This window comes from Shimia sediminis, from assembly GCF_003990645.1.
Lineage (GTDB): Bacteria > Pseudomonadota > Alphaproteobacteria > Rhodobacterales > Rhodobacteraceae > Shimia > Shimia sediminis.
Map to the genome: position 1 here is coordinate 43,778 of NZ_RYZK01000002.1, position 23,967 is coordinate 67,744.

Consider the following 23,967-nt stretch of genomic DNA (forward strand, 5'->3'; position numbering starts at 1 on the left):
CTTGCACGATCCGTAGGCCTTGCTCTTTAATGGGGCCTGTCAAAAACAAAGGTCGGCACATGATCGACCCACAACAACATGGGAGGCCACGTGGCCGATAAGGGGAGTGACGCCGCGTTCGTGGAATTCGAGCGCGTGCAGAAATCGTATGACGGCGAGACGCTCGTCGTTAAGGACCTGAACCTGTCCATGCCGAAGGGCGAGTTTCTGACGATGCTCGGGCCCTCTGGGTCTGGCAAGACAACCTGTCTGATGATGCTGGCCGGGTTCGAGACCGCAACCCACGGCGATATCCGCCTTGGCGGGACGTCGATCAACAATATTCCACCGCACAAACGCGGCATCGGAATGGTGTTCCAGAACTATGCCCTGTTTCCGCATATGACGATTGCCGAGAACCTCGGCTTTCCGCTTGAAGTGCGCAAGATGGGCAAGTCTGAGCGCGAAGAAAAGATCAAGCGCGCACTCGACATGGTCGAAATGGGGGCCTTTGGTGGTCGCCGTCCGGCACAATTGTCGGGTGGCCAGCAGCAGCGCATTGCGCTGGCGCGAGCCTTGGTGTTTGAGCCGGAACTGGTGCTGATGGACGAACCGCTTGGCGCGCTGGACAAGCAACTGCGCGAAAAGATGCAGTTCGAGATCACACATCTCGCGCATAGTCTTGGCATTACCACAGTCTATGTGACCCACGACCAGACCGAAGCGATGACGATGTCCGACCGCGTGGCCGTCTTTGATGACGGACGCATTCAGCAGCTGGCACCGCCGGACACGCTGTATGAAGAACCGCAGAACAGTTTCGTGGCGCAGTTCATTGGCGAAAACAACACGCTCGAGGGCACGGTCAAAGAGATCAACAACAACGTGGCCCTTGTTCAGCTGGACGACGGCGAGCTGATCGACTGCAACCCGATCAACGTGGGTGTAGGCGATCGCACCCGTGTATCGATCCGCCCAGAGCGGGTCGAGTTCAACAAGGACCGCCTGCAGGAAGGCACACACACGGTCAAGGCCGAGGTGCTCGAGTTCATCTACATGGGTGACATCTTCCGCACGCGTCTGCGCGTCGCCGGAAATGACGAGTTCATCATCAAGACCCGCAACGCGCCCGATCAGGTACGTTTGCAACCCGGACAGCAGATCGAAGTGGGTTGGCTGCCGGAAGATTGTCGCGCATTGGATGCCTAACCGGCATTCTTGCGTGCAACCGGGGGCAAGCCCGGAACAACAAAGAAGAAAGTTCAACAAGGAGAGTTATAACATGAAATCCAAAGTGACAGCATTGGCGATCTCCGCCGCGCTGGTGGCGCCATCTGCTTTTGCGCAGGAAATGACCATCGTGTCATGGGGCGGCTCTTATTCAAAGTCGCAACAGCTGGCTTATCACGAGCCCTACACCGCCAAGACCGGCATCACTATCATCAATGATGACAGCTCGGCAGAAGCCGTGGCCAAAATCCGCGCGATGAACGAAGCCGGCAACGTGACCTGGGATGTGGTCGACGTTGTGGCCTCGGACGCGATGCGTCTGTGTGACGAAGGTCTTGCGGAAGAGCTGGACCATGATGCCGTTCTGGCAGCCGCACCTGACGGCACTTCGGCCACCGAAGACTTTGGTGACCTGATCGTCAGCGACTGCTTTGTACCGCAGATCGTGTACTCGACCACTTTCGGGTATCGTACCGACATGGTCGGTGACACTCCACCATCGTCGATCTGCGATGTCTTTGACCTGGAGAAGTATCCCGGCAAGCGTTCGCTGCAAAAGCGTCCGATCGACAACATGGAGTGGGCTCTGTACTGCGACGGCGTTGCCAAGGAAGACATCTATGACGTGCTGGGCACCCCCGAAGGTGTTGAGCGTGGTCTGGCCAAACTGGACACCATCAAAGACAGCGTTGTCTGGTGGACTGCAGGCGCGGAAACCCCGCAGCTGCTGGCTGACGGTGAAGTTGTGATGGGGTCGACCTTTAACGGTCGTCTGTTCTCGGCCATTGCTGAACAGGGCCAGCCGATCGGCATGCTCTGGGACATGCAGTCCTTTGACCTTGATGGCTGGATCATTCCTGCCGGTCTGAGCGACGAGCGCAAGCAGCGCGCGCTGGAGTATCTGTTCTTTGCAACCGACACTCAGCGTCTGGCAGATCAGGCCAAGTACATCTCGTACGGTCCGGCCCGCAAATCGTCGGCTCCGCTGGTTGGCAAGCACGCCAGCCTCGGCATCGACATGGCGCCTCACATGCCAACCGACCCGGCCAACGCTGGCAACGTGCACATCTATGACTACGAATGGTGGGCCGACAACCGCGATGATCTGGACGCAAAATTCCAGGCATGGCTGGCCAAATAAGTCGACTCGAAACACCGTGGAAAGGCGCCCTGCGCCTTTTCGCACCACTCTGAAAAGAAACAAGCCGGATCAAAAAGCCGGCACTTCAGACAAAGAACGGGGACCATCAATGAGCGACACAACCCAATCGGGCCCGGTACTGGCCGCTGACGGAACGCCATTGAAACGCAGCTTGAACCGCGCACTGCGCTTGCAAAAAATGCGCGCATTGGCGTTGATTGCCCCGCTGCTGCTGTTTGTTTTGCTGACTTTCATTATCCCAATCGGACAAATGCTGTTCCGGTCGGTCGAGAATGATATTGTCGCCACCACCCTGCCAAGGACCGTCGTCGCGTTGCAGTCGTGGGATGCGGCCTCGGGCGTGGCGCCTGACGAAGCGGTCTATACCGCGCTTGCAGCTGACCTGCATGACGCCGCCAAGGCCAAGACCCATACACGTGTCGGCAGCCGCCTGAACTATGAAACGCCTGGCATCAGCTCGCTGTTCCGCAAGGCTGGTCGCAAGGCCAAGAAGTGGGATGTTGAGGCGGACGGCCCTTTCAAGGAACAGTTCATCAAGATTGCCAAGGGCTGGGGCGACCCGGATGTGTGGCGCACAATCCAGACTTATAGTCCGAAATACACCAATGGATACTTCCTGAACGCGGCCGACATGCAAAAGGGCGCAGACGGAGCCGAGATCCGACCCGAGTCCGAACGCATCTACATCACCCTGTTCAAACGCACGCTGATCATGTCGCTGATTATCACCGGCTCGTGTATCGTGCTGGCCTATCCGGTGGCGTGGATTCTGGCGAACCTGCCCGCGGCCAAGGCGAACCTGTTGATGATCCTCGTACTCTTGCCGTTCTGGACATCACTGCTGGTACGGACCTCGGCCTGGAAAGTCATGTTGCAGCAACAGGGGGTCATCAATGATGTGCTCGTCTGGCTGGGACTTGTGGCGGATGACGCGCGGCTGGTGATGATCAACAACCAGCTGGGGACCATCATTGCGATGACGCATATCCTGCTACCCTTCATGATCCTGCCGATGTATTCGGTGATGCAGACCATCCAGCCGACCTATCTGCGTGCGGCCAAATCGATGGGCGCAACCAACTGGACGGCATTCTGGCGGGTTTATTTCCCGCTGTCGGTGCCGGGTATCGGGGCGGGCTCAATCCTCGTCTTCATCCTGTCCATCGGCTACTACATCACGCCGGAACTGGTTGGCGGCACCAAAGGTGTCTTCATCTCGAACCGGATCGCCTTCCACATCTCGAGCTCGCTTAACTGGGGTCTGGCCGCAGCACTGGGCAGTATCCTGCTGGCGGTCGTGCTGATCCTCTACTGGGCCTATGACAAGATCGTAGGCATCGACAACGTGAAACTGGGATAAGAAAAATGGCTGCACTCACACCCATCTCGCGTAAACCCATGTCTCTGGTTCTGCCGACAATTGCGGCAGCCGGAGGCTTCCTGGGCATCTTTGTCGGCGCCTCCAATGGCAGCACCCTCATGGGGCTGGTCATCGGGGCGGTCGTGGTCGCCGCATTGGGGCTGTTCTTTATCGGCGTGCTGAAGAACGAACAGCTTTCCAAGTGGATCTCAATTGTGCTGGTCGCCGTGGCGGGCTTTGTTCTTGGCGGTATTCCCGGCTTTATTCTGGGTGCCATCTTTGGCTGGTTCTTCCACTGGTTTACCTACTGGCTTTATGAGGGTCGCTACCGCGCGCGCCTCTTGCCCTATCTCACTCCGGGACAAGTGCTGTGGCACTATTCGTTTCTGGTGATCTGTGGCGCGATCTTTGTATTCCTCATCACGCCGATCCTCGTGGTGATGCCGCTCAGCTTCAACGCGCAGGACTTTTTCACCTTTACGCCCGAGATGCTGCGGTTTGATCCGGAAGGCTATTCGCTGAAGCACTACCGTGACTTTTTCACCAACAACGAATGGCAGCGGTCGTTCAAGAACTCACTACTGATCGCACCGATTGCGACAGTGATCTCAGTCAGCCTCGGTACGCTGGCGGCCATCGGCCTGTCACAGTCGCACGTGCCGGGACGCCGCGCCATCATGGCAATCCTGATCTCGCCCATGATCGTGCCGCTGATCATCTCGGCCACTGGCATGTTCTTTTTCTACTCGGATATCGGCAACTGGCTCGAAGGCACATTGGGTCTGCCCAAGACCTTTGTCGGCTATGTCAAAGTGGTTCTGGCGCATGCGGTGCTGGGTATTCCCTTTGTCATCATCACAGTGACCGCCACGCTGGTTGGCTTTGACCGTTCGCTGACGCGAGCAGCGGCCAACATGGGTGCGAACCCGGTCACCACCTTTTTCCGGGTGCAGATGCCTCTGATCCTGCCCGGCGTGATTTCGGGTGGTTTGTTTGCCTTTATCACCTCGTTTGATGAAGTGGTTGTTGTGCTGTTCATCGGATCCGCCAGCCAGAAGACTCTGCCTTGGCAGATGTTCACCGGTCTGCGCGAGCAGATCAGCCCGACCATCCTGGCCGTGGCGACGATCCTTGTGGTGATTTCGATCGCATTGCTGACTACCGTGGAACTGCTGCGCCGTCGTTCAGAGCGGCTGCGGGGCATGTCTCCGTCTTGACGCGAATCTCTTGATGATTTAGCGCTGTACATGCGTGTCGGAGCGCGATGGCGTCGCGCTCCACTAAGGCCGCCCCTGTCCTGAACGCCGGGACTTGTGGCCGGACCTGACAGACCCTGTCCGGCCCTTGGACAGGAGAAGCGCAATGCTCGACCAAACCCAACGACCCGAGTTTTTCACCTCGCACAATGGTGAGAAGGCCCCTTTGCCGTTTTCAAAAGGCGAATATGACCGCCGTCTCGCCAAGCTGCGCGCGGTCATGGCGGCACGGGATATTCCCGTGGTGCTGCTGACCTCGATGCAGAACATCGCCTATTACTCGGGGTTCCTTTATTGCAGCTTTGGCCGCGCCTATGGCTGTGTTGTCACGCAGGACGCCTGCACAACTGTGTCGGCCAATATCGACGCTGGTCAACCCTGGCGGCGCTCGGTTGAAGACAACGTCATCTACACCGACTGGAAGCGCAACAACTACTGGCGTGCAGTGGTCGAGCTGGCCGGAGGCACGCCGGGTCGTGTTGGCATCGAAGGCGACCACATGACCCTCGCTGCACGTGACCTGGCGATGGAGTTCCTAGGCTCACCAGAGTTGGTGGATATCGCCCCCGCGACGATGGCGGCGCGCATGGTGAAATCCGCCGAAGAGATCGCGCTGATCAAAGGTGGAGCCCATACCGCAGACGTCGGCGGTGCAGCGATCCACGCAGCGATCCGTGAAGGCGCAACGGAGATCGACATCGCCATGGCAGGCCGCGACGCGATGGACCGTGAAATCGCCCGCGCCTATCCCGAAGCCGAATACCGCGATACTTGGGTCTGGTTCCAGTCCGGCATCAACACCGACGGTGCCCACAACCCGGTGACCAAACGCGCGTTGGAGAAAGGCGATATTCTGTCGCTGAACACCTTCCCGATGATCTCGGGGTATTACACAGCGCTGGAACGTACCTTGTTCCTGGGCGAACCGGATGCAGCCTCGCTGAAGATGTGGGAGGCCAATGTCGCAGCGCATGAGCTGGGCCTGAGCCTGATCAAACCCGGCGCGACCTGTTCGGGCATCACGGCAGAGATCAACCGCTTCTTTGAGCAGGAAGGACTCTTGCAGTATCGCTCGTTCGGCTACGGCCACAGTTTCGGTATTCTCAGCCACTACTACGGCCGCGAGGCAGGTCTGGAGCTGCGTGAGGATATCGACACGGTGCTGGAACCCGGCATGGTGGTCTCCATCGAGCCGATGATCTGGATTCCCGAAGGTCAGCCCGGTGCTGGCGGCTACCGCGAACATGACATTCTGGTCGTGGGAGAAGATGGCGCCGAGAACATCACCGGCTTTCCCTATGGGCCCGGTCACAACATCATTAACGCGTAGTTTTGGTGTGCTTGCCCAAGGTTTTAGCACCGCTCACGGGTTTTGACGTAAGATTTGGGCGCCTTGGCCACTCCTAGTGGTTACTCATGCTGTTATGACTATCACAAACAGAAAAGGCACCGGAGACGGTGCCTTTTCTTTGGTGTGACCGGCTCTGCACTGACAAGGTATCTGGCTAATCCACATCCCCAGTTTCACAGCATCAAATTTCTGGTGGGAAAAGGCTCTCGTTCTCGAACAGACCGTGGCTGCGCGCATCCCTCCGCAAAGATCAAGCGCAGCGACCCAGTCGAAAAGGGTGCAGATTTCTGAGCCGTGTGTACTGGGGTCTCTGGCATGGACTTTGATTTAATTTAAGGCAATCATGAAGTATTACCCCTTGCTTCAGGACGTCTGAAATTTGGCAGTCAAACTCGAAATGCTGAAATGCTTCTCTACAGTGGCACAGCACGGCAGCCTTGCGGATGCGGCAGAAGCCCTGGGCCGGACGCCTTCGGCCGTGTCGATGATGTTGAAGCAATTTGAAGATCACGTTGGCTCGCCGCTTTTTGAAACTGGGCGTAAATCACGCCTGACCGCCGTGGGTGCCTTGATCTTTGAAGAGGCCCAGCGCGGCGTTCGCCACTTTGAGAACACGGTCGCGGTGATCGAAGGTATTTCCCGGTCCGAAATGGGGTATCTTCGCCTGGCGGTCACACCTTCGGTGGCCGCGACCATTCTGCCACCGGTGATCCATGCTTTTACCGCCAATCACCCGAAGGTGCAGATCGACATTCGCGACATGGACTCAGCAGCAATTACCAATGAGTTAATCCGCGAGCGGGCAGATATTGGCATTGGATCCTTGCCCGAGATTGATGGCATGGCACGCGTCGAGTTGTTCAGCGACGCTTTTGGAGTTGTTTGCCGCAAGGATGATCCGCTGGCTCGGGACTGGGATCAACTGACCTGGAGCCATATGGCGGACGTCGTGCTGATTGCAAACGGGCTGTGCGATACGATCACTGATCCGGACTTTGAGGAGATCTTGTCCCGATCCCGTCTGCGAGTGCCTAACACCACCTCTTTGTTGTCATTGGTGCGTGAAGGCGTAGGCATCACCGTACTGCCTCGTATGGTTTTGTCAGAGCGCCAGGGCGATCTCGTGTTCCTACCGCTCACGGACCTGACGGCGCGGCGAAAGGTTGAGGCCGTCTCTGCACCGGCACACTTACTGATGCCTGCCGCCCGCGCCTTTCTGAGCACATTGTCTGAAACGGTGCGAGACAACAAACACAAGGAAAAACCCATAATTCAGAAAATTTGAAAATATCATCAGAAGTTTCTGAGTGTCTGAATCTTCGTCTTCGCATATGTCAGTGGTAACAATCGCGCATTAAAAGGAAGTACCATGCAGGAAACAGGCCGCAATTTGATCGCAGGCGAGTGGGTCTCCGGGATCTCGGAAGTCGAAAACCGCAACCCGTCGGATCTGTCTGATGTTGTGGGCGTGTTCGCGCAGGCCAGCGCGGATCAGCTGCACGATACGTTGACCGCTGCAGCCCGTGCGCAAACCGAATGGGCCGCTTACGGAATGGAGCGCAAACAGGGCGTTCTGATGGCAATTGGCACTGAGCTGATGGCCCGCGCCGAAGAGCTGGGTACTTTGCTCAGCCGGGAAGAAGGCAAGCCGCTGGCCGAAGGCAAAGGCGAGGTGTTCCGAGCTGGTCAGTTCTTTACATATTACGCAGCAGAGTGTCTGCGCCAGCTTGGCGAGAACGCAGACAGCGTGCGCGAGGGCGTTGAGATTGACGTTCGGCGCGAGCCGGTTGGCACCGTGGCAATCATCTCGCCGTGGAACTTCCCTACAGCCACGGCCTCGTGGAAGATCGCGCCGGCGCTGTGCTATGGCAACGCCGTGGTCTGGAAACCGGCCAACATCACCCCGGCCTCTGCCGTCGCTCTGAGCGAGATCATCAACCGTCAGGACATTCCCAAAGGGCTTTTCAGCCTGGTGATGGGATCGGGACGCGATATTGGGCAACAGCTGGTGGAAAGCCCGATGGTCAATGCAATTTCCTTCACCGGGTCTGTCCCGGTGGGCAAAGGCATCGCCTCGGCAGCCATCCAGAACCTGACCAAGGTACAGATGGAAATGGGCTCGAAAAACGCGCTCGCCGTGATGGATGACGCTGACCTTGATCTGGCTGTAACGCTGGCACTGGGCGGAGCTTTTGGCGGTACGGGCCAGAAATGCACGGCATCGTCACGGCTGGTGGTGCATGAAGCTGTGCATGATGCCTTTGTTGAGAAACTGGTGGCGGGCACGCAGGCCATGAAGGTTGGCCACGCGCTGCAGGAAGGCACGCAGATGGGACCAGTGGTCAGTCAGCAACAGCTGGACGAAAACCTGGCCTATGCCGCGCTCGGCCAATCCGAAGGCGCCGAGCTGGCCTGCGGTGGTGTACGGCTCGAAATGCCACACGAAGGTTTTTACATGTCACCGGGTGTATTTCTGAACACCACCAACGATATGCGCATCAACCGCGAAGAAATGTTTGCGCCGCTCACAAGCGTCATCAAGGTTGGCAGCTACGACGAAGCGCTGAGCGTCGTGAATGACACCAACTTCGGCCTGACCTCGGGCATCGTGACCACATCGCTTGCGCGGGCGACACATTTCCGTCGCAACGCACGGACCGGCGTTGTTACCGTGAACCTGCCTACCGCAGGCACTGACTACCACGTGCCCTTTGGCGGGCGCGGTGACAGCTCTTATGGTCCCCGCGAACAGGGCAAGGCAGCGGCCGAGTTCTACACCACGGTCAAAACCGCCTACATCAGCGCAGGACCTGTCTGATGCGCATCGACTGTCTGCAATACGCCAACTGGTCGGAAAAGATCTTTCGCCAATTGCGTGAGGGCGGTGTTGACGCGATCCATGTTACCATCGCCTATCACGAGACGTTCCGCGAGACGGTCCTGAACTTTGAACAGTGGAACCGCTGGTTCGAGCAATACCCGGACCTGATCATGAAAGGCCAATGGGCCAGCGATATCGATGTTGCCCGAGAGACCGGGCGCACGGCGGTGTTCTTTGGCTTTCAGAACCCCTCGCCCATCGAAGACGACATTGGGCTGGTTGAAATCCTGCACACGCTTGGTGCGCGGTTCATGCAGCTGACCTATAACAACCAGTCGCTTCTGGCGACGGGATGTTACGAGGATTACGACAGCGGAATCACTCGCATGGGGCGGCAGGTTATCAAGGAAATGAACCGCGTCGGGTTGGTCGTGGACATGAGCCATTCCGGGGACCGTTCCACGATCGAAGCCGCAGAGCTGTCCGAACGCCCCATCGCCATTACTCATGCCAATCCTTTCGAGTGGTCCCCTGCCCTGCGCAACAAAAAGCCCGAGGTGATCCGGGCCGTGGTTGAAAATGGTGGCATGCTGGGCTTTTCGGTCTACCCTCATCACCTGAAAGACAAATCCGACTGCACCCTGCAAAGCTTTTGCGAGATGATTGCACGCACCGCTGAAACCTATGGAGCCGAACATCTGGGGATCGGCACCGACCTGTGTCAGGACCAGCCAGACAGCATCGTTGAATGGATGCGCGTCGGCCGCTGGACCAAGGAAATCGACTATGGCGAAGGCTCGGCTTCTGCGCCCGGCTTCCCGCCCATGCCAGAATGGTTCCGCGACAACCGCGACTTTGGCAATATTGAAAATGGACTACGCGCGACGGGCCTGAGCGACGACGAGGTCGCCGGGATCATGGGCGGGAACTGGTATCGGTTCTTTGCTGAAAACTTTGGCCCACAAGGATAACCTGCATGGCAACATCCCTATCCCCCGATATCCCTCTGCGTGATCCTGCGCGCGTGATGCGTCTTTCCCGTCTTGGATCAATGCATCAATGCCGGTTGAGTTTCATGCGCGTTCTGACCCGCCGCATGGCACAAGAAGGCTGGCAGTTTGCGCGCCCGGTCTTCAACATTGACGACAAGGGCGTCGGCCACGCGGTCTATTCAGCACAAGGACCGGAGCGCACTTATTCTCTGGTGGTCTTTGCTCACGACCTGCCGCCGGAAATGCGCTCTGATCGGGTGATTGCCACGGCATGGGATGCAACATTCACCTTGTTTGACGGAATCCCGTCCGAGGCAGACATCGAAAGCCTGTCGCAAAACGTGCCCTACCAGGAAGCGGGCCGTGTAAACGAAAAAAGCCTCTCGGTCAGCCGCGCCAATCGCTCGGTGCGTCTGTGGGAGCATTTTCTCGAGGCCCTGTCTCGCGGTGAACAACCAGACACAGACAAGATAGAAGCGGTGGGATACCTGATGCGGACCACGGCGGTCTATGGCTCGGGCAAGTTGGGGGCCTCGGACTATGACGCCATCTCCGACCGTGACGAGTTGCGGGTGCCGTTTCAGGTCGAGATGCTGTCAGTCTTTCTGACACGTGCTTTCGTGCGCGATCTGGTCAACCATATGGCCCGCGCAAGGGGCGGTGACAAAGCTGTTGAAATGTCGCCCGAGATTGCCGGTAGCCTTGGCATTGGAAACTCAACCGGCCTGGGACTGGGACCGTTTATTGTCAACCATCCTTTGCTGTTCAACAACTGGATCGAGACCCGCGAAACGGCCATCCAACGTGTCCGCGCCGTTGAAACGGCAACTGCGGACGAGATCAGCGCCTTTCGGCAGGTTTTTGCACGTAGTCAGGCGCTCGTTGCCAATTGGCGTTCGGAACATCCTGTTCAGATCGACAAGCTGGCCGCGTTGCGCACGGATATCACTCGCTTGCAGGATCACCTCTCAGGCGACGCGCTGGATGGTGCCCAACCATGGGACGCATTGGTCCGCTGGAGCGAAACCGCCCTGAGCGAAGAGGGACAAGAGTTCATCGCGTCTTTGATCCTGGAACCTTATGGCGCGCTTGTGGATGATCTGGCGCCCTCACTGGCGGACGTTGATTCTGAGGCATTCAGAATTGATGGGCGAATGCCGATTTCTAAAGTGCGCGCGTTGATTGAGGCCAGCTTTGGCTGGGCGTTGGACGTGGATTGGTCAGCGAGAGAGAACTGCGCTCGTGCCTGGTACGTTTCCGAAGAAAAACTGGAGCCACGCGTTGGCGAGCGCTTTGAAGAGCCAATTGCGCCCTATGAAACACCTCTGGCGCCCGCGCGGGATGCGGCTGCAGCCCACACAGCGTTGAAGGACTGGACAGACACCAAGCCCATCGCTGCATTCTTGTTGCGCCACCCTGAACACCGGCACACGATCCGTCGGGCGCAGATCAGCGCCACCGCTCCTTACAGCGAGATCCGGGACAACACCATTTCGGCCGAGATGTTTCCGGTCGACTTCCTGCGCGTGAAATTGGCGTTTTTCGGGGCGACACATTTTGATCCGCGCTCGGATCGCTGGGTACGCATCAGCATGTATGGCAATGCGCCCTACCCCGAAGACCTGAGCCCTGAGAACGCGGACTATTGGGTGTATCCGGAGGGTTTGTCATGAGTTTTGCATTGATCGAAGTGGAAGCCACCGCCAAAAAAGCTGCCCGTGGCGCAGGATATGGATGGGGCGTGGCAGAAGAAGCCTCAAAGGCAGCGCGCTGGCTGTGCGCTGCTGGCATTGACGGGGTTGCCGCGCTCGCCCGAGCCTTGGAAAAGGTCGATGGTAAAACCCTCGCCGACTTGACGCCCACGGCGCTTGGTGGCGACTGGCGGTCCGAACAAGGGCTTATGTGCCCACTGTCCGCAGGCGCGGCATTGTCCGATGCAGCGGTATTTTGGGCGGAAGAAGGCAAACGTATCGACGGTGTTGTCGTCCCCGTTCTGTTGCTGCCCTTTGCCGCGAATGCTGCGCGCCAACTGGATAAGGTCGTCACCCTGTCCTGGGGTAGTACACAGATTGCGACGGATGGCTATGTTGCCAGCGTGGTTTCAGGCGACCCTGCCGCTGACAGCGCCGAGACTGTCGTCGTGCGATGCGGCGGAGAGGTGTCTCAGGCGTTGCCCGCACAAACACGCGCAATCCCGTCTGATGCAGATTGGTCCACCTTGAACCAGTTTGCGCACCGTACCTATGCGCCCGATACCGAAGAATCACGGTTAAAAGGCGCGGGCGCAGGGCTGAACGACAACGACTGAGGCAAGACAACCGGACAAAAGCCTGCAATAAGGGAAAAACAACTACGTGCAAAGGACCCCAGATGCCCGCAATTTCCCTTGATGAAATCGAAAGAACCACCAAAGCGGCACTGGAAAGACATGGGGCATTGCCGTGGATAGCCGACGAAGTCGCACGTGCAGTGCGCAAGGCCGAGGCGGTCGGCAACCGGATTTGCGGGCTTTATTATCTGGAAAGCTATTGCCAGCAATTGCACAGCGGGCGTGTTGACGGAACTGTTGATCCGGTTGTGTCACACCCCCGCGCCGCCACAGTTGTGGTGGATGCAAAGCTTGGCTTTGCGCAGCCAGCCTTCACGCATGGATTGCCCAAGGCTGTCGCAGCGGCGAAAGACTGCGGCGTGGCGAGCCTTGCCATCGGACATGCGCATACCTGCACGTCTCTTGGGTATTTCACCGAACAGATCGCGCGCGCAGGGTTGATCGGCCTGGGCCTGACCAATGCCTCTCCGATTGTTGCCCCTCCGGGCGGAAAAACGCGGGTGATCGGCACCAACCCAATTGCCTTTTCCGTGCCGGACGGAAAAGGCGGGATCGCCATGCAGTTCGACCAGTCCACCACCACTGTGGCGCTTGGTAAGATCACTATGGCCAAGGCCGCAGGAGAACGCATTCCCGAAGGCTGGGCCGTAGACGCCGATGGCAACCCCACGACCGACCCCGAAGCGGCGCTGGCTGGGTCGCTGGTCAGTGTCGGGGGATACAAGGGCTGGGGCTTTGGCCTGATGGCAGAGTTGTTGGCGGCAGGAATGACCGGAGGCGTCGTGAGCCGGGATGTGAAGCCGTTGAAAGCACCCGAAGGCCCGCCTCATGATTTGGGACAGTACTATCTGCTGATTGATCCAGACAATTCGCCAGCTTTTTTTGACCGCTTCCATCAGATCGCAGAAGGCATCGCCATGGATGAAGGGTCACGTATGCCTGGTCAAGGTAAGCTGGATCAGAATCCAGTGCAGCTGGAGTCTGCTGTCTGGGACCAAACCAGAGCGCTTGCCGGGCTATCCTGAATTTGCAGGGACCACGGTGATCAGACCCTTCCGGCCCTGAAAACCGTTCGAACCAACCTGTGGCGTGCCTATGGTTTGTTTCGCAAGCGGCGGCGCCCTGCCCCGCAATTGGTGGGCTTGACGCACCAGGGCGCTTGCGTTGCGGACCTCTCAAATCTGCTGGGTTTGTATCGACCTCAGAGGTATTTGTTTGAACCACCAATACGCGTGTGGCGTGACGGATGTTCCTAAATTCCGCATCGTCGGTTATACGTGAGCCAATCTTGCAGCTTTGGTCGGTATGTGGATATTGGTCTAACCGGTTCCGGATCTCGCTCTGGCGCTGCAGCCAAACAGATAGACAGGGATGCGATGCCCAACGACGCGACTTCCAAATCATCCCAGCTGCCAACCAATCTGCGATTGCTTTTGATACTCGAGGAAGTTGCCCGACTTGGTGTCCCTGTGAGACCTGTTCAGTTGATCGAGACTCTGGGCCTGCCGAAACCAACTCTGCACCGATTGTTACACACTGCCGAGGCAGAAGGGTTTTTGCAGCGTGATCTGGACGGCGTAGCATACGGCCCTGGACCTAGACTACGGGCCCTGGCCATCGACACGATTTCGTCCGAGAGACTGAGGACAGCGCGATCGGCCATACTCAAGGGAGTGGCGGAAGAGATTGGGGAAACCTGCAACCTTGCGACACCCGACCGCGAAGGCATGACCTATCTTGATCGAGTCGAGACCAAATGGCCGCTGCGCATCCAGTTGCCGGTTGGCACGCAGGTGCCGTTCCATTGTACTGCCAGTGGCAAGATGTATCTGTCCAGCCTACGCGCCTCGACCCTCAAAGGGGTTCTGAACGCCCGACCACTTGAGCGCAATACGGACAAGACACTTACCTCTCCTGATGCCCTGATGGAAGAGTTGAAGCGCATTCGCCAGCGAGGGTACTCGACGGACGATGAAGAGTTCATGGCGGGAATGGCTGCCATCGCGGTGCCCATCCTTGACCAGCGCAACCGGCTGATGGCAACGCTTTCGGTGCATGCCCCGGTGCAACGCCACAGCATTGATCAGATCATTGGGTTCTTTGAGCCATTGCGGACCGCAGCCAACAAGTTGTCCGCGCTTCACAACGAAGGCATTCTTGAAAGCGGAACCTGACCGGATGCGGCTCCATCAGTTGGTGGACCTCTTTCAGGGGCTACTGCAGGTGCATGCCCCATCAGAAAATGGTCAGAAAATTGCGCACAATCTGATGACCATGGCTGAAGGTAAATCTGAAGGGTGCTCGACCTGCATCAGCACGCACGTTGTCTCACGAAACTCACTTGAGAAAGCAAGCTGACAATCAGGTTTCCAACTCACAGGCCGTCGTTGCATGGTCTTAGTTGTCCACATGCTCACCCTTAAACGTGTATGTTGCCGAGTTGAGTTCAGTATTCTATTGAGGTGAGTGCTTCCACCGCCGCCACATAGACTGGATACAAGTGGATCTCAGTGGTCGAGATTGATTTCCGGAACAAGCTTTTTCAAAAGCTTGATCGCCAGCTCCAAGGCGTTATCGCAGTTAAGCACCCCATGTTTCATGTGCATTTGCAACCACAACCCATCGGTAAACCCGTCTATTGCGACCGCCAACATGTCGGGATCGTCTATCGCAACGCGTTCTGAAAGTGCGTGGCAGGTTTCGATCATTACTTGTGCACGTCGCTCTTCAGCTTGGCGGCATTCTTCGTCATACCAGATTTGGGTCCTGCTTTCGCCCCAGAAAGCAAACCAAAGGGCCAATTGCTGAGGCGAGCAGATCGACGGATGAAAATCCGCTTTGACCAGGCCAACCAATCGGCGCGCCGGGTCTTGTTCTTCTAGAACGGATAGCCAGAGGGCCTGATACTCGTCCACCAAATGGCGACAGGTTGCGTTCAAAAGCCCTGACTTAGACTTGAAGTGAAACACCAACACTCCCTGGCTGACGTCTGCATGGCTGGCAACGCGCGCCAGTGTCGTGGCGCTAAGCCCGTACTCGGCCACTACGTCTATCGTTGCGTGCAGTATTCGCCGCTTCATGCGCCGGCTGGTTGGAGAGTCGTGATCGACAAGAGCATGGTCATTCATGCCTTTGGTTTAGCATCACTCTACCGTATTTGCAATTTTTTGAGTGGTAGCTCAATTTTTTTTGACTGAGCACTCAAATTACTGCTAAGACAGACGTCACAGTTACGAATCGAGGAAAGAATATGACCGCACACTCTGGCCGATCGCGTCGTTCCGGGGGCCGCGCCGCCCGAGTTGCCATGCGTGAATCCGCGCGTACTGAAACCCGTCAAGCTGTGCGCGCCGGTCTTGAAGGCGGCACATACAACCCGCTTAGCGACCATGACTTGCGCGCGATTCATGACGCCGCACTTGATATTCTGGCGGATGTTGGAATTGCCGACGCCACCGATGAAGTCATCGAACTTGCCAGTGCCCGGGGCTGCTACATCAACGCCCATGGACGGCTAAGCTTTCCCCGTTCCCTTGTCGAAGAGTTGTTGACCACAGCCGCACGCGAATATGTGATCTACAGCCGCGATCCTGCCCATGCCGATGTGCATGTGGGTGGCAACAAGGTCAACTACTGCACAAGCGGCGAGGCGGTTTCAATTCTTGACTACACCTCGCGAAGCTACCGCCCGTCGACCTTGCTGGACCTCTACGACACCGCCCGGGTTGTTGACGCACTGCAGAACATTCATCAGTTTGGGCAAACCGTTGTCCCGACGGAACTGACCGATTTGTTTGTTCACGACATCAACGTTGTTTACGCCGTGCTTGCCGGTACAACAAAGCCGGTGGAACACACGTTCAACACGGTAGACTCGCTGCCTGCAGCACTGGAAATCTACTCGATGGTTGCGGGGTCTGAGGCCAAGTTTCGGGAACGCCCGTTCGTGAGCTTTGGCGGATGCCCCATCGTTTCACCTTTGCGGTTTGCAAAGGACAACCTCGACGTTCTGGTCGCAACCAGCCGTTTGGGTTTGGTCAACGACATCGCCATAGCGCCACAGTCTGGGGCGACGGCACCGTCGTTCCTTGCCGGCGCGCTGGTTCAGGTCGTGGCAGAAGCGCTAGCCTGCCTTTGCGTTGTGAACATGGTGCGTCCCGGGTGTCCGATGTCCTTTGCCGCCTGGCCATTCGCCGTTGACCTGCGCACCGGTGCCTTTGCTGGTGGCTCGGCCGAGGTCGCTGTGTCCATGGCTGCAATTGCCCAGATCGGCAGGTTCTATGACTTGCCCACAACGGTTGCTGCTTCCATGTCGGATGCCAAGATGCCGGACGCGCAAATGGGCTATGAAAAAGGTATCACTTCGGTCGTGGCGGGGCTGGCGGGGGCCAACCGCGTGTTGGAATCGGCAGGCATGATGGCCAGCCTGATGGGGTGCTCTTACGAGGCCCTTGTGATTGACAACGACATGCTTGGCATGGCGCAACGCGTGGTTCGTGGCATCGAGGTCAGCGAAGAGACCCTGAGCGTTGATACAATCAAGGCGGCTGTCTTGGGTGAAGGCCACTACCTGGGTGCAGGAGACACGTTGAAATCGATGGAAACTGAGTACGTCTATCCCGAAACAGCCGACCGTTCATCACAACAAGTGTGGATTGATGATGGTGCACAAACCATCGACGAACGTGCGCATGAAGCGGTGGGCAAGTTGTTGTCGGAGCATTTTGTCGACGCCATTCCGGCAGATGCCGACAAGGCAATTCGCGACAAATTCCCGATCCTGCTGCCAAAGGATCGTATGCATGCCGCAAACTGAAACCTGTGCAGCAGCGTCAAGCCCGGCGATTTGTGGTCTGTTGCATTCTAAGATCAGTCTCGAAACCGGCTCAACACTGCCTGTGCAGTTTGAGCCACGTTTTCATCCAGCTCTGGTGGCGGGGGCGCTGCGCGACGCTCGGCCAGATCCAGCTCGATACGTTCGAACAGATCCAGATCGTCCAATCCGCTGGAGCTGAGGGGAATGTTCGCCCCAAGGTAGCGAGAGTTCCAAACCTGCGTCCGACAATGGTCAACCGTGTGTTGCTCGGCAAGAAACTGACCACGAGGGCCAAGACTGTCTATCAGGTCCGTGCCGATCATCGCATCCGAAATCTCAGCGCCTTCCCACATCTTGCGCAAGAGGCCTGCCATGTCATCGCACAGCAGCAGCGCTGGCTCGGAAAAGGTTAACCCCTGATCCAAAGACCCCAGATAGTCGCAGGTTGCAGGGCGATTGTAGAACATCTGCATCATGTTGGCCGAGATTTCCCAAACTGCGTCCTGATTGAAACGGCGCGCGACCGAACAGCCCCCTGAACCGGTCAGGGGCGGGATGTTCATTGCACGGCGCACCTGACACGCGGCCATGTCGGCCATGGCAGTTTGCGAAAAGCTGCCAATGGCGCCTGTCGCGGGCTCCATGAAAAACACATCTGATCCACCAATGCAGAAGCTACCCTCTTCGACGGCTTGTCCCAAAACCATGGCGGCAAAGTCCGTCATCAACGCATGAACCAGACAGCCCGCCAACGTGATTGGCGACGACGCTCCTCCGATTGGCAGGGTGCCGACACCAATTGGAATACCCGCACGCACGCCCGATATGATCTGGTCGATGTGGATTTTCGCAAAATTCACCGGCAGAGGCGTGATGATGTGAAAGAAATAGGGTTTGGCGCGCAATGCGTCAGCCCCACCGCGAACGGCGCTGGCGATCTCAATCACCGCCTTCAGAGAGTCAGGATACTCGCAAAGATACTCCAAAGGTTTCACGGTGTTCTGAGCCATGCACAGAAACTCGTCGATTTCGCCATGCATTGTGGAATCCGCCACATTTTTCACGGACACACAAACCGCATCGATATTGGGCAAACCGTCAGCCAGCCGCGTAATAGCGGCAAGATCTTCGCGGGTCGAAGGGCGTGGCTCACCGTCTTCACCATAAACGGCAATGCAGGTCATCCCGGGCAGGAAAAGAGTGTGATTGGTGCTGATCGTGACCGGATTTTCGGCGTTGCGATCAAAGATCTCGACCTCGTGCGCCATAGTCTTCAGCGCCCTTCGGGTCACTTCTCTGGGGAATTTCACAATCCCGTTTGAACCAACATCACAGCCATAGTCGTGCAACAGGTCGTCTGCCTCGGTGCCTGGTTCGAACACGATGCCAGAAGACTCCATCAACCCAATAGCCGTATCAATCACCTTGGCAACTTCATCATCCCGCAGCGGGCCATAGGCCGGTGTTGGACCGAAGTGTTTGGTCTCGGGTCCTCGGGCAACACTTGTTTCAGGTTTCTTCCGCGTACGGCCGCGTCGCATGGCACTTCCTTGCTTACAGTTGGATTTTATTTGTGAGTGGCCCTCAGGCTAGTCTGCGCTACACCTTTCTGGCAATAATTTTTTTGAGCGCTCAAATAAAATTATTGCTCAAACATGATTCTCATGTATTAAACCCTAAAGAAACGGTTGCTCCGCGGGTCTGGTTTGGGCTCGATAGACGGAGATACCAACAGGAAGAGGGCCACAAACATGGGTGTGACGCTCGACAAAGAAGCCCGCCAGGGGCTTACATTGCTCAGCCCAGCAGCTCTATATGCGCTGTTGATGCTGGCGGCGCCTCTGGCGATGGTGGTGACGTTCAGCTTCTGGACACAGAACTATCTGGATATCGACACAACGCCCACGCTCGACAATTACCGCGAGGCGTGGAGCAAACCGATTTATCAGGTGTTGATGTTCCGATCCCTCAGAATTTCGCTTACCGTCACGGTGGTGACCGTGCTGTTGGCCTTTCCGATTGCCTATTACATTTCCTTCCACGTCAAACAACGCAAGGCTTTGTGGTTGTTCCTGATCACGGTGCCATTTTGGACCAGCTATCTGCTGCGGGTCTTTCTCTGGAAGGTCATTTTGGGCTTTAACGGTGTGCTGAACACAGCCCTGATGCAAGTCGGGCTGATAGATGAGCCGCTGACCTTTATCCTCTACAATGCCAACGCCGTTGTCCTGACACTCGCCCACGCCTGGGCACCGTTTGCGATCCTGCCCATCTTTGTCGCTCTGGAAAAAATCGACCGATCTCTGCTGGAAGCGGCGGAAGATCTGGGGGATGGTCCGGTGCGTCAGTTCTTTCGAGTTACCCTGCCTCTGGCGATGCCAGGGGTCATTGCCGCGACCCTTATTGTTCTAATCCCCACTGTAGGAGATTTCATCACGCCGCGTCTGGTCGGAGGCACGGACGGCCTGATGATTGCCAATATGATCCAGATTCAGTTCGGCAAGGCCAACAATGCTCCGTTGGGCGCAGCACTGGCGATTTCCTCGATGGTCATCGTCGCGTCGATCAGCCTGCTAATCTACTTCGCGGGCAAGAAGTTTGGAGGAAAGGTCGAATGAGCAGATCCCGAAAGGCTTTTTCGGCAAGGGCGCTGACGGTCTATGCGTTGCTGTACATGCTGTTCCTATATGCGCCGGTCATCCTGCTGCCGCTCTTTGCATTTAACGACGCCACTATTGTGTCCTTTCCGCTGAAAGGGTTCACAACAAAGTGGTTTGATGTCCTGTGGACGACCGAGGCGTTGCATGGTGCGGTCAGGAACAGCATGATCGTCGCTGTGTCCACGGCCCTGCTCAGCACAGTGCTGGGAGCCTGCGCAGCGCGCGCCTCGTCACGCTATCGTTTCCCCGGCAAGCGACCCGTCATGGGGTTCATCATGCTGCCGCTGGTCCTGCCCGAGATCATTGTGGCCGTTGCCCTGCTGGTGCTGTTGATGCAACTGGGCATGTCACTGTCACTCTGGACCGTAATTCTGGGCCATGTGCTTATCTGCACACCCTTTTCCATTGCCATCCTGTCGAGCGCATTTCAGGGGCTGGACACAAGCCTGGAAGAGGCCTCTTTCGATCTGGGCGAAACCCGCTGGGGCACCTTCTACCGGGTGATCCTGCCGTTGGTGATGCCTGGTGTGATCTCGAGCCTTCTAATTTGTTTCACCATCTCGCTGGACGAGTTCATCATCGCGTTTTTCCTGACCGGCACGGATGTCACGCTGCCCGTCTATATCTGGAGCCAGCTGCGTTTTCCGACCAAATTGCCCTCGGTCATGGCGCTCGGAACCATACTGCTAGCTCTTTCTGTTGTGCTGCTGATCCTCGCGGAATGGTTCCGTCGCCGATCTGCGCGCAAACAAGGACTCGAAGCTTCTGCCGCCGGAGGATTCATGTAAATGGCCGCAATCGAAACAAATGACATCATCGTGTTGAGCGATGTGACAAAGGCCTTCGGCACTTTTCAAGCGCTCAAAGGTATCAACGCGACGATTCAAGAAGGTGAGTTCTTTTCACTGCTTGGGCCTTCGGGATGTGGCAAAACCACGCTGCTGCGGATGATTGCGGGGTTTGACGAGCCGACCACGGGTTCAATTTCAATCGACGACAAGCCGATGGCCGGGATCTCCGCAAACAAACGTCCCACCAACATGGTTTTCCAGTCTTACGCAATCTTTCCGCATCTCACCGTCGCCGAGAACGTGGGCTACGGTCTCAAGACTCGAAAGCTGCCGAAAAAGGAGATCGCGGCAGAGGTAGGCAAGGCCCTGGACATGGTTGACCTGCACGGGCTGGGCCATCGCGGCGCCCATGAGCTGTCCGGTGGTCAACGGCAACGTGTGGCATTGGCCCGCGCTCTGGTGATGAAGCCCAAGGTGATCCTGCTGGACGAACCGCTTTCTGCACTAGACAAGAAACTACGCGACCAGATGCAGGTTGAGCTACGTTCGTTGCAGCAATCGCTTGGCATCACTTTCATCCTAGTCACCCACGACCAGGAAGAAGCGCTCATCATGTCAGATCGCATTGCGGTCATGTTTGAGGGCGAGATTGCACAGCTGGACACGCCAGAAGGGCTCTATCGTCGACCGCGCACCAAGCGGGTGGCATCCTTTATTGGCGTCATGAACTTTCTGTCAGCCAAGCTAACGGGTGAGAAAGACGACGCCCTGACCCTAACGATCGACGCACTGGGCGACGTTACCGTTCCCAGAAGCATTGCGCCCATTGGTCTTGATCCGGCCGGGATTGATGCGGTTGGCATTCGCCCCGAGATGCTGACCGTCCTGATGGATGAAACTGACACGGCAGAGCGCTCGGTCAAGGGCACGATCACCGCCACATCCTATTACGGTGACATGACCTATTATGACGTGCAACTGCCCGGGGACGGCGCGCCGGTGACAATCTCGATGCGCAATACAGCCGGGCGCTCGGTCCTTCCCCAAGGCAGCGAAGTTTCTGTTGGTTGGGGAGCCGATTCCATCGTGCTGTTTGAGTGAGACAAAATGAGGAACAGTGCATGAGCGACGAGATCCTTTACGATGATAGCCACATACGGTTCCTCGAAGATATGTGGGGCGAGGGGTTCCTGTCGCCTGGCGGTGCGGACGAGGCGGCACTGGTAGTCGAAGGATTGGACCTGAGCGGAAAGACTGTGCTGGACATCGGATGCGGCTCGGGCGCAATCGCTGTGCTGCTGGCAGAAAAGCTTGGGGCCGCCAGGGTGGTCGGCATTGACGTGGAAGAGCCCGTCTGTGCGGCTGCACGCAACCGCGCTGAGCAAAAAGGCTTGTCAGACCGGATCGAAATACGACTGGTTGAACCCGGCCCCCTGCCCTTTGACAACGAAAGCTTTGATGTCGTCTATTCCAAGGATTCGATCATCCACATTCCTGACAAGGAAGCGTTGTGCACGGATGCCTATCGCGTGTTGCGTCCCGGCGGATGGCTGGCCGCGTCAGATTGGCTTATCAAGCACGATGATGAACCGTCACCCGAAATGCGAGACTACATTCGCGCCGAAGACCTGGATTTCGCCATGGCGTCGCCGGCGCGGTACAACACAGCAATGCAGGCCGCTGGATTTACCAATATCGCCTTGCGGAACCGCAATGCATGGTACCGTGACGTCGCGGCAGAAGAGCTAGAGCGCCTGACCGGGAACGAGCGTACTTTGCTTGAAGCTGCGCACGGGGCCGACTTTATCGCCGGACAGGTGTCTACATGGTCTCTCATGCTGCCGGTTTTGCAATCTGGGGAGCATTGCCCGCACCACATCCGAGGCCAGAAACCGGATTAAGTACCAGCAGGGAAGGTCAAGTTTCTCCCGGTTCCTTCCAACCAGCACAATAATAGCTTTGAAGCCTCGAACATAAAGAAGCCCCGATCAGAATGATCGGGGCTCACTCGTCTTATCTGTAGGATGCGGCCTCAGAACCCGGCTTTTATCAACTCAAACTCTGCGATCATCTTTTCCCGCAAATCCGAGTTCATAGGCGCCTGCCACAGGGTGTTTTGGCGAATCTGATCGCTGCTTTCCAGGCCTACCGCAGCGAGATCTTCCTTGGCCATGGCAGCCATTGCCGTAGCGTTGCCGTGGCCATAGCCCCAGGCGCTGACAAGATAGTTGGCGGTCTCGTGCTCAAGCCAGGCGTTGATGAAGTCGTAAAACTTATCTTCAGAGCCTGGTGCATCGTTCAGCTTGGCGTACCCACAGACCCAGCTTGACACGCCTTCATCGGTGTTCTTGTTAATCGCGATCGGATGACCTTCGTAGGTCATGGTCGAATAAGTTTCGTTCCAAGCCCACGCCAGATACACCTCGCCGGACTGCATCAGCTGCGCCAAAGACGCACCGTCGGCCCAATAGGTTCGCACATTCTTGTGGACTTCACGAAGAAAGCCCGATGCCTTTTCAAAGTCCTCTTCCGTGGCCGTGGTCCAATCCTTCACGCCTGTCGCCAGAAAGCCCAGCGCATAGGCATCGTCCACATTGTCACCGATTGAAATACGGCCTGCGTGCTTTGGATCTGCAAAGGCTTGCAGCGATTGCACATCAGCTTCAGTCAGGTGCTCGGTGTGATAGGTGACCAGAGTATTGCCCCAGTCAACGGGCACAAAGTAGTGGTTGCCGTCTTTTTGGAATGCCTCGATATCCCGGAAAGACGTTTCCAATTCGTCCCAACGGTCAATGCGGCTGGTGTCGAGTGGTGCCAGCAGCCCTGCCTCGATCCATTTGGGCACGGATTGCGAGCACGGATGAGCCACATCCGCCTTGAAACCTGAGCGCAGTTTCTGAAATGCTTCTTCTTCGTCTCCAAAGAATGCGAATGTCGGAGCATCCCCATGTTTGGCAGAATAGGCTTTGAAGAATTCTGGATCCTCATAGCCTGCCCAATCAAATATGGTCAGCTCTGCATCAGCAGCCAGAACCGTCCCCGCCGAAAGCGCAAGGGCGGCAACGACGCTGGTGGCCGTTTTGGTCGTATGTTTCATTTTCATCTCCCTGTTTCACGGCACAGGCTCAGCCGATCCGCCAAACCTGATTATCCACAGAAAAGTTAAAAGGGTTGAGGGATTGACACAAGGATTATTTGAGCGCTCAAATAAAGAAGCGAC

At 57.0% G+C, this 23,967-nt stretch carries 20 protein-coding genes; 17 read left to right on the top strand and 3 right to left on the bottom strand.

What is annotated here, in order from left to right:
• The first annotated feature begins 90 nt into the window (after positions 1-90).
• The 12 genes from EK369_RS04790 to EK369_RS04845 all read left to right on the top strand — a co-directional run bounded on the left by EK369_RS04790 (position 91) and on the right by EK369_RS04845 (position 14,654).
• A complete protein-coding gene (locus EK369_RS04790; RefSeq protein WP_127112569.1) occupies positions 91-1,188 on the top strand; it encodes an ABC transporter ATP-binding protein in 1,098 nt (365 codons plus the stop codon).
• Positions 1,189-1,261: 73 nt separating this feature from the next.
• Positions 1,262-2,350, top strand: coding sequence for an ABC transporter substrate-binding protein (locus EK369_RS04795; RefSeq protein ID WP_127112570.1), 1,089 nt, complete (start codon positions 1,262-1,264; stop codon positions 2,348-2,350).
• Between the two features lie 109 nt (positions 2,351-2,459).
• A complete protein-coding gene (locus tag EK369_RS04800) occupies positions 2,460-3,731 on the top strand; it encodes an ABC transporter permease (protein ID WP_127112571.1) in 1,272 nt (423 codons plus the stop codon).
• A 5-nt stretch (positions 3,732-3,736) separates the two neighbouring features.
• Positions 3,737-4,948: an ABC transporter permease gene (locus EK369_RS04805; protein WP_127112572.1), complete on the top strand. Its 1,212-nt coding sequence runs from the start codon at positions 3,737-3,739 to the stop codon at positions 4,946-4,948.
• Positions 4,949-5,093: 145 nt separating this feature from the next.
• Positions 5,094-6,317 (top strand): aminopeptidase P family protein, encoded by a 1,224-nt coding sequence (locus EK369_RS04810; RefSeq protein WP_127112573.1) that lies wholly within the window; start codon positions 5,094-5,096, stop codon positions 6,315-6,317.
• A gap of 400 nt (positions 6,318-6,717) precedes the next feature.
• Positions 6,718-7,623, top strand: a complete 906-nt coding sequence (locus tag EK369_RS04815; RefSeq protein ID WP_127112574.1) for a LysR family transcriptional regulator — start codon at positions 6,718-6,720, stop codon at positions 7,621-7,623.
• A gap of 84 nt (positions 7,624-7,707) precedes the next feature.
• Positions 7,708-9,156 (top strand): aldehyde dehydrogenase family protein, encoded by a 1,449-nt coding sequence (locus tag EK369_RS04820; protein ID WP_127112575.1) that lies wholly within the window; start codon positions 7,708-7,710, stop codon positions 9,154-9,156.
• Entirely contained in the window at positions 9,156-10,130 is a 975-nt protein-coding gene (locus tag EK369_RS04825) for a membrane dipeptidase (protein ID WP_127112576.1), read from the top strand. The genes EK369_RS04820 and EK369_RS04825 overlap by 1 nt, the downstream gene beginning before the upstream one ends.
• Before the next feature lie 5 nt (positions 10,131-10,135).
• Entirely contained in the window at positions 10,136-11,824 is a 1,689-nt protein-coding gene (locus EK369_RS04830; protein WP_127112577.1) for a hypothetical protein, read from the top strand.
• Positions 11,821-12,459, top strand: a complete 639-nt coding sequence (locus EK369_RS04835) for a DUF3726 domain-containing protein (protein ID WP_127112578.1) — start codon at positions 11,821-11,823, stop codon at positions 12,457-12,459. Before EK369_RS04830 ends, EK369_RS04835 begins: the two co-directional genes overlap by 4 nt.
• Positions 12,460-12,521: 62 nt before the next feature.
• Positions 12,522-13,505 carry an Ldh family oxidoreductase gene (locus EK369_RS04840; protein ID WP_127112579.1) on the top strand — a complete coding sequence of 328 codons (984 nt, stop codon included), beginning with the start codon at positions 12,522-12,524 and terminating at the stop codon, positions 13,503-13,505.
• A gap of 351 nt (positions 13,506-13,856) precedes the next feature.
• On the top strand, positions 13,857-14,654 hold the full coding sequence (locus tag EK369_RS04845) for an IclR family transcriptional regulator (RefSeq protein WP_127112580.1): 798 nt from the start codon (positions 13,857-13,859) through the stop codon (positions 14,652-14,654).
• 333 nt (positions 14,655-14,987) lie between these two features.
• On the opposite strand, the gene EK369_RS04850 is transcribed toward EK369_RS04845, so the two are convergent.
• Positions 14,988-15,608 (bottom strand): TetR/AcrR family transcriptional regulator, encoded by a 621-nt coding sequence (locus EK369_RS04850; RefSeq protein WP_127112581.1) that lies wholly within the window; start codon positions 15,606-15,608, stop codon positions 14,988-14,990.
• 122 nt (positions 15,609-15,730) lie between these two features.
• Between EK369_RS04850 and EK369_RS04855 the strand changes: the two genes are divergently transcribed.
• Entirely contained in the window at positions 15,731-17,296 is a 1,566-nt protein-coding gene (locus tag EK369_RS04855) for a trimethylamine methyltransferase family protein (RefSeq protein ID WP_127112582.1), read from the top strand.
• A 53-nt stretch (positions 17,297-17,349) separates the two neighbouring features.
• Here the strand turns inward: EK369_RS04855 and EK369_RS04860 are convergent, their stop codons facing one another.
• On the bottom strand, positions 17,350-18,837 hold the full coding sequence (locus EK369_RS04860; RefSeq protein ID WP_127112583.1) for a trimethylamine methyltransferase family protein: 1,488 nt from the start codon (positions 18,835-18,837) through the stop codon (positions 17,350-17,352).
• A 210-nt stretch (positions 18,838-19,047) separates the two neighbouring features.
• Here EK369_RS04860 and EK369_RS04865 point away from each other — a divergent pair, with 210 nt between their 5' ends.
• The 4 genes from EK369_RS04865 to EK369_RS04880 are packed head-to-tail and all read left to right on the top strand — an operon-like array spanning position 19,048 to position 22,648.
• Positions 19,048-19,914, top strand: a complete 867-nt coding sequence (locus EK369_RS04865) for an ABC transporter permease (protein ID WP_127112584.1) — start codon at positions 19,048-19,050, stop codon at positions 19,912-19,914.
• Positions 19,911-20,744, top strand: a complete 834-nt coding sequence (locus tag EK369_RS04870) for an ABC transporter permease (RefSeq protein WP_127112585.1) — start codon at positions 19,911-19,913, stop codon at positions 20,742-20,744. The genes EK369_RS04865 and EK369_RS04870 overlap by 4 nt, the downstream gene beginning before the upstream one ends.
• Positions 20,745-21,848, top strand: coding sequence for an ABC transporter ATP-binding protein (locus EK369_RS04875; protein WP_127112586.1), 1,104 nt, complete (start codon positions 20,745-20,747; stop codon positions 21,846-21,848).
• Between the two features lie 20 nt (positions 21,849-21,868).
• Positions 21,869-22,648, top strand: coding sequence for a methyltransferase domain-containing protein (locus EK369_RS04880; protein WP_127112587.1), 780 nt, complete (start codon positions 21,869-21,871; stop codon positions 22,646-22,648).
• A 131-nt stretch (positions 22,649-22,779) separates the two neighbouring features.
• Here EK369_RS04880 and EK369_RS04885 read toward each other — a convergent pair whose 3' ends face one another.
• On the bottom strand, positions 22,780-23,844 hold the full coding sequence (locus tag EK369_RS04885) for an extracellular solute-binding protein (RefSeq protein ID WP_127112588.1): 1,065 nt from the start codon (positions 23,842-23,844) through the stop codon (positions 22,780-22,782).
• Positions 23,845-23,967: the final 123 nt, after the last annotated feature.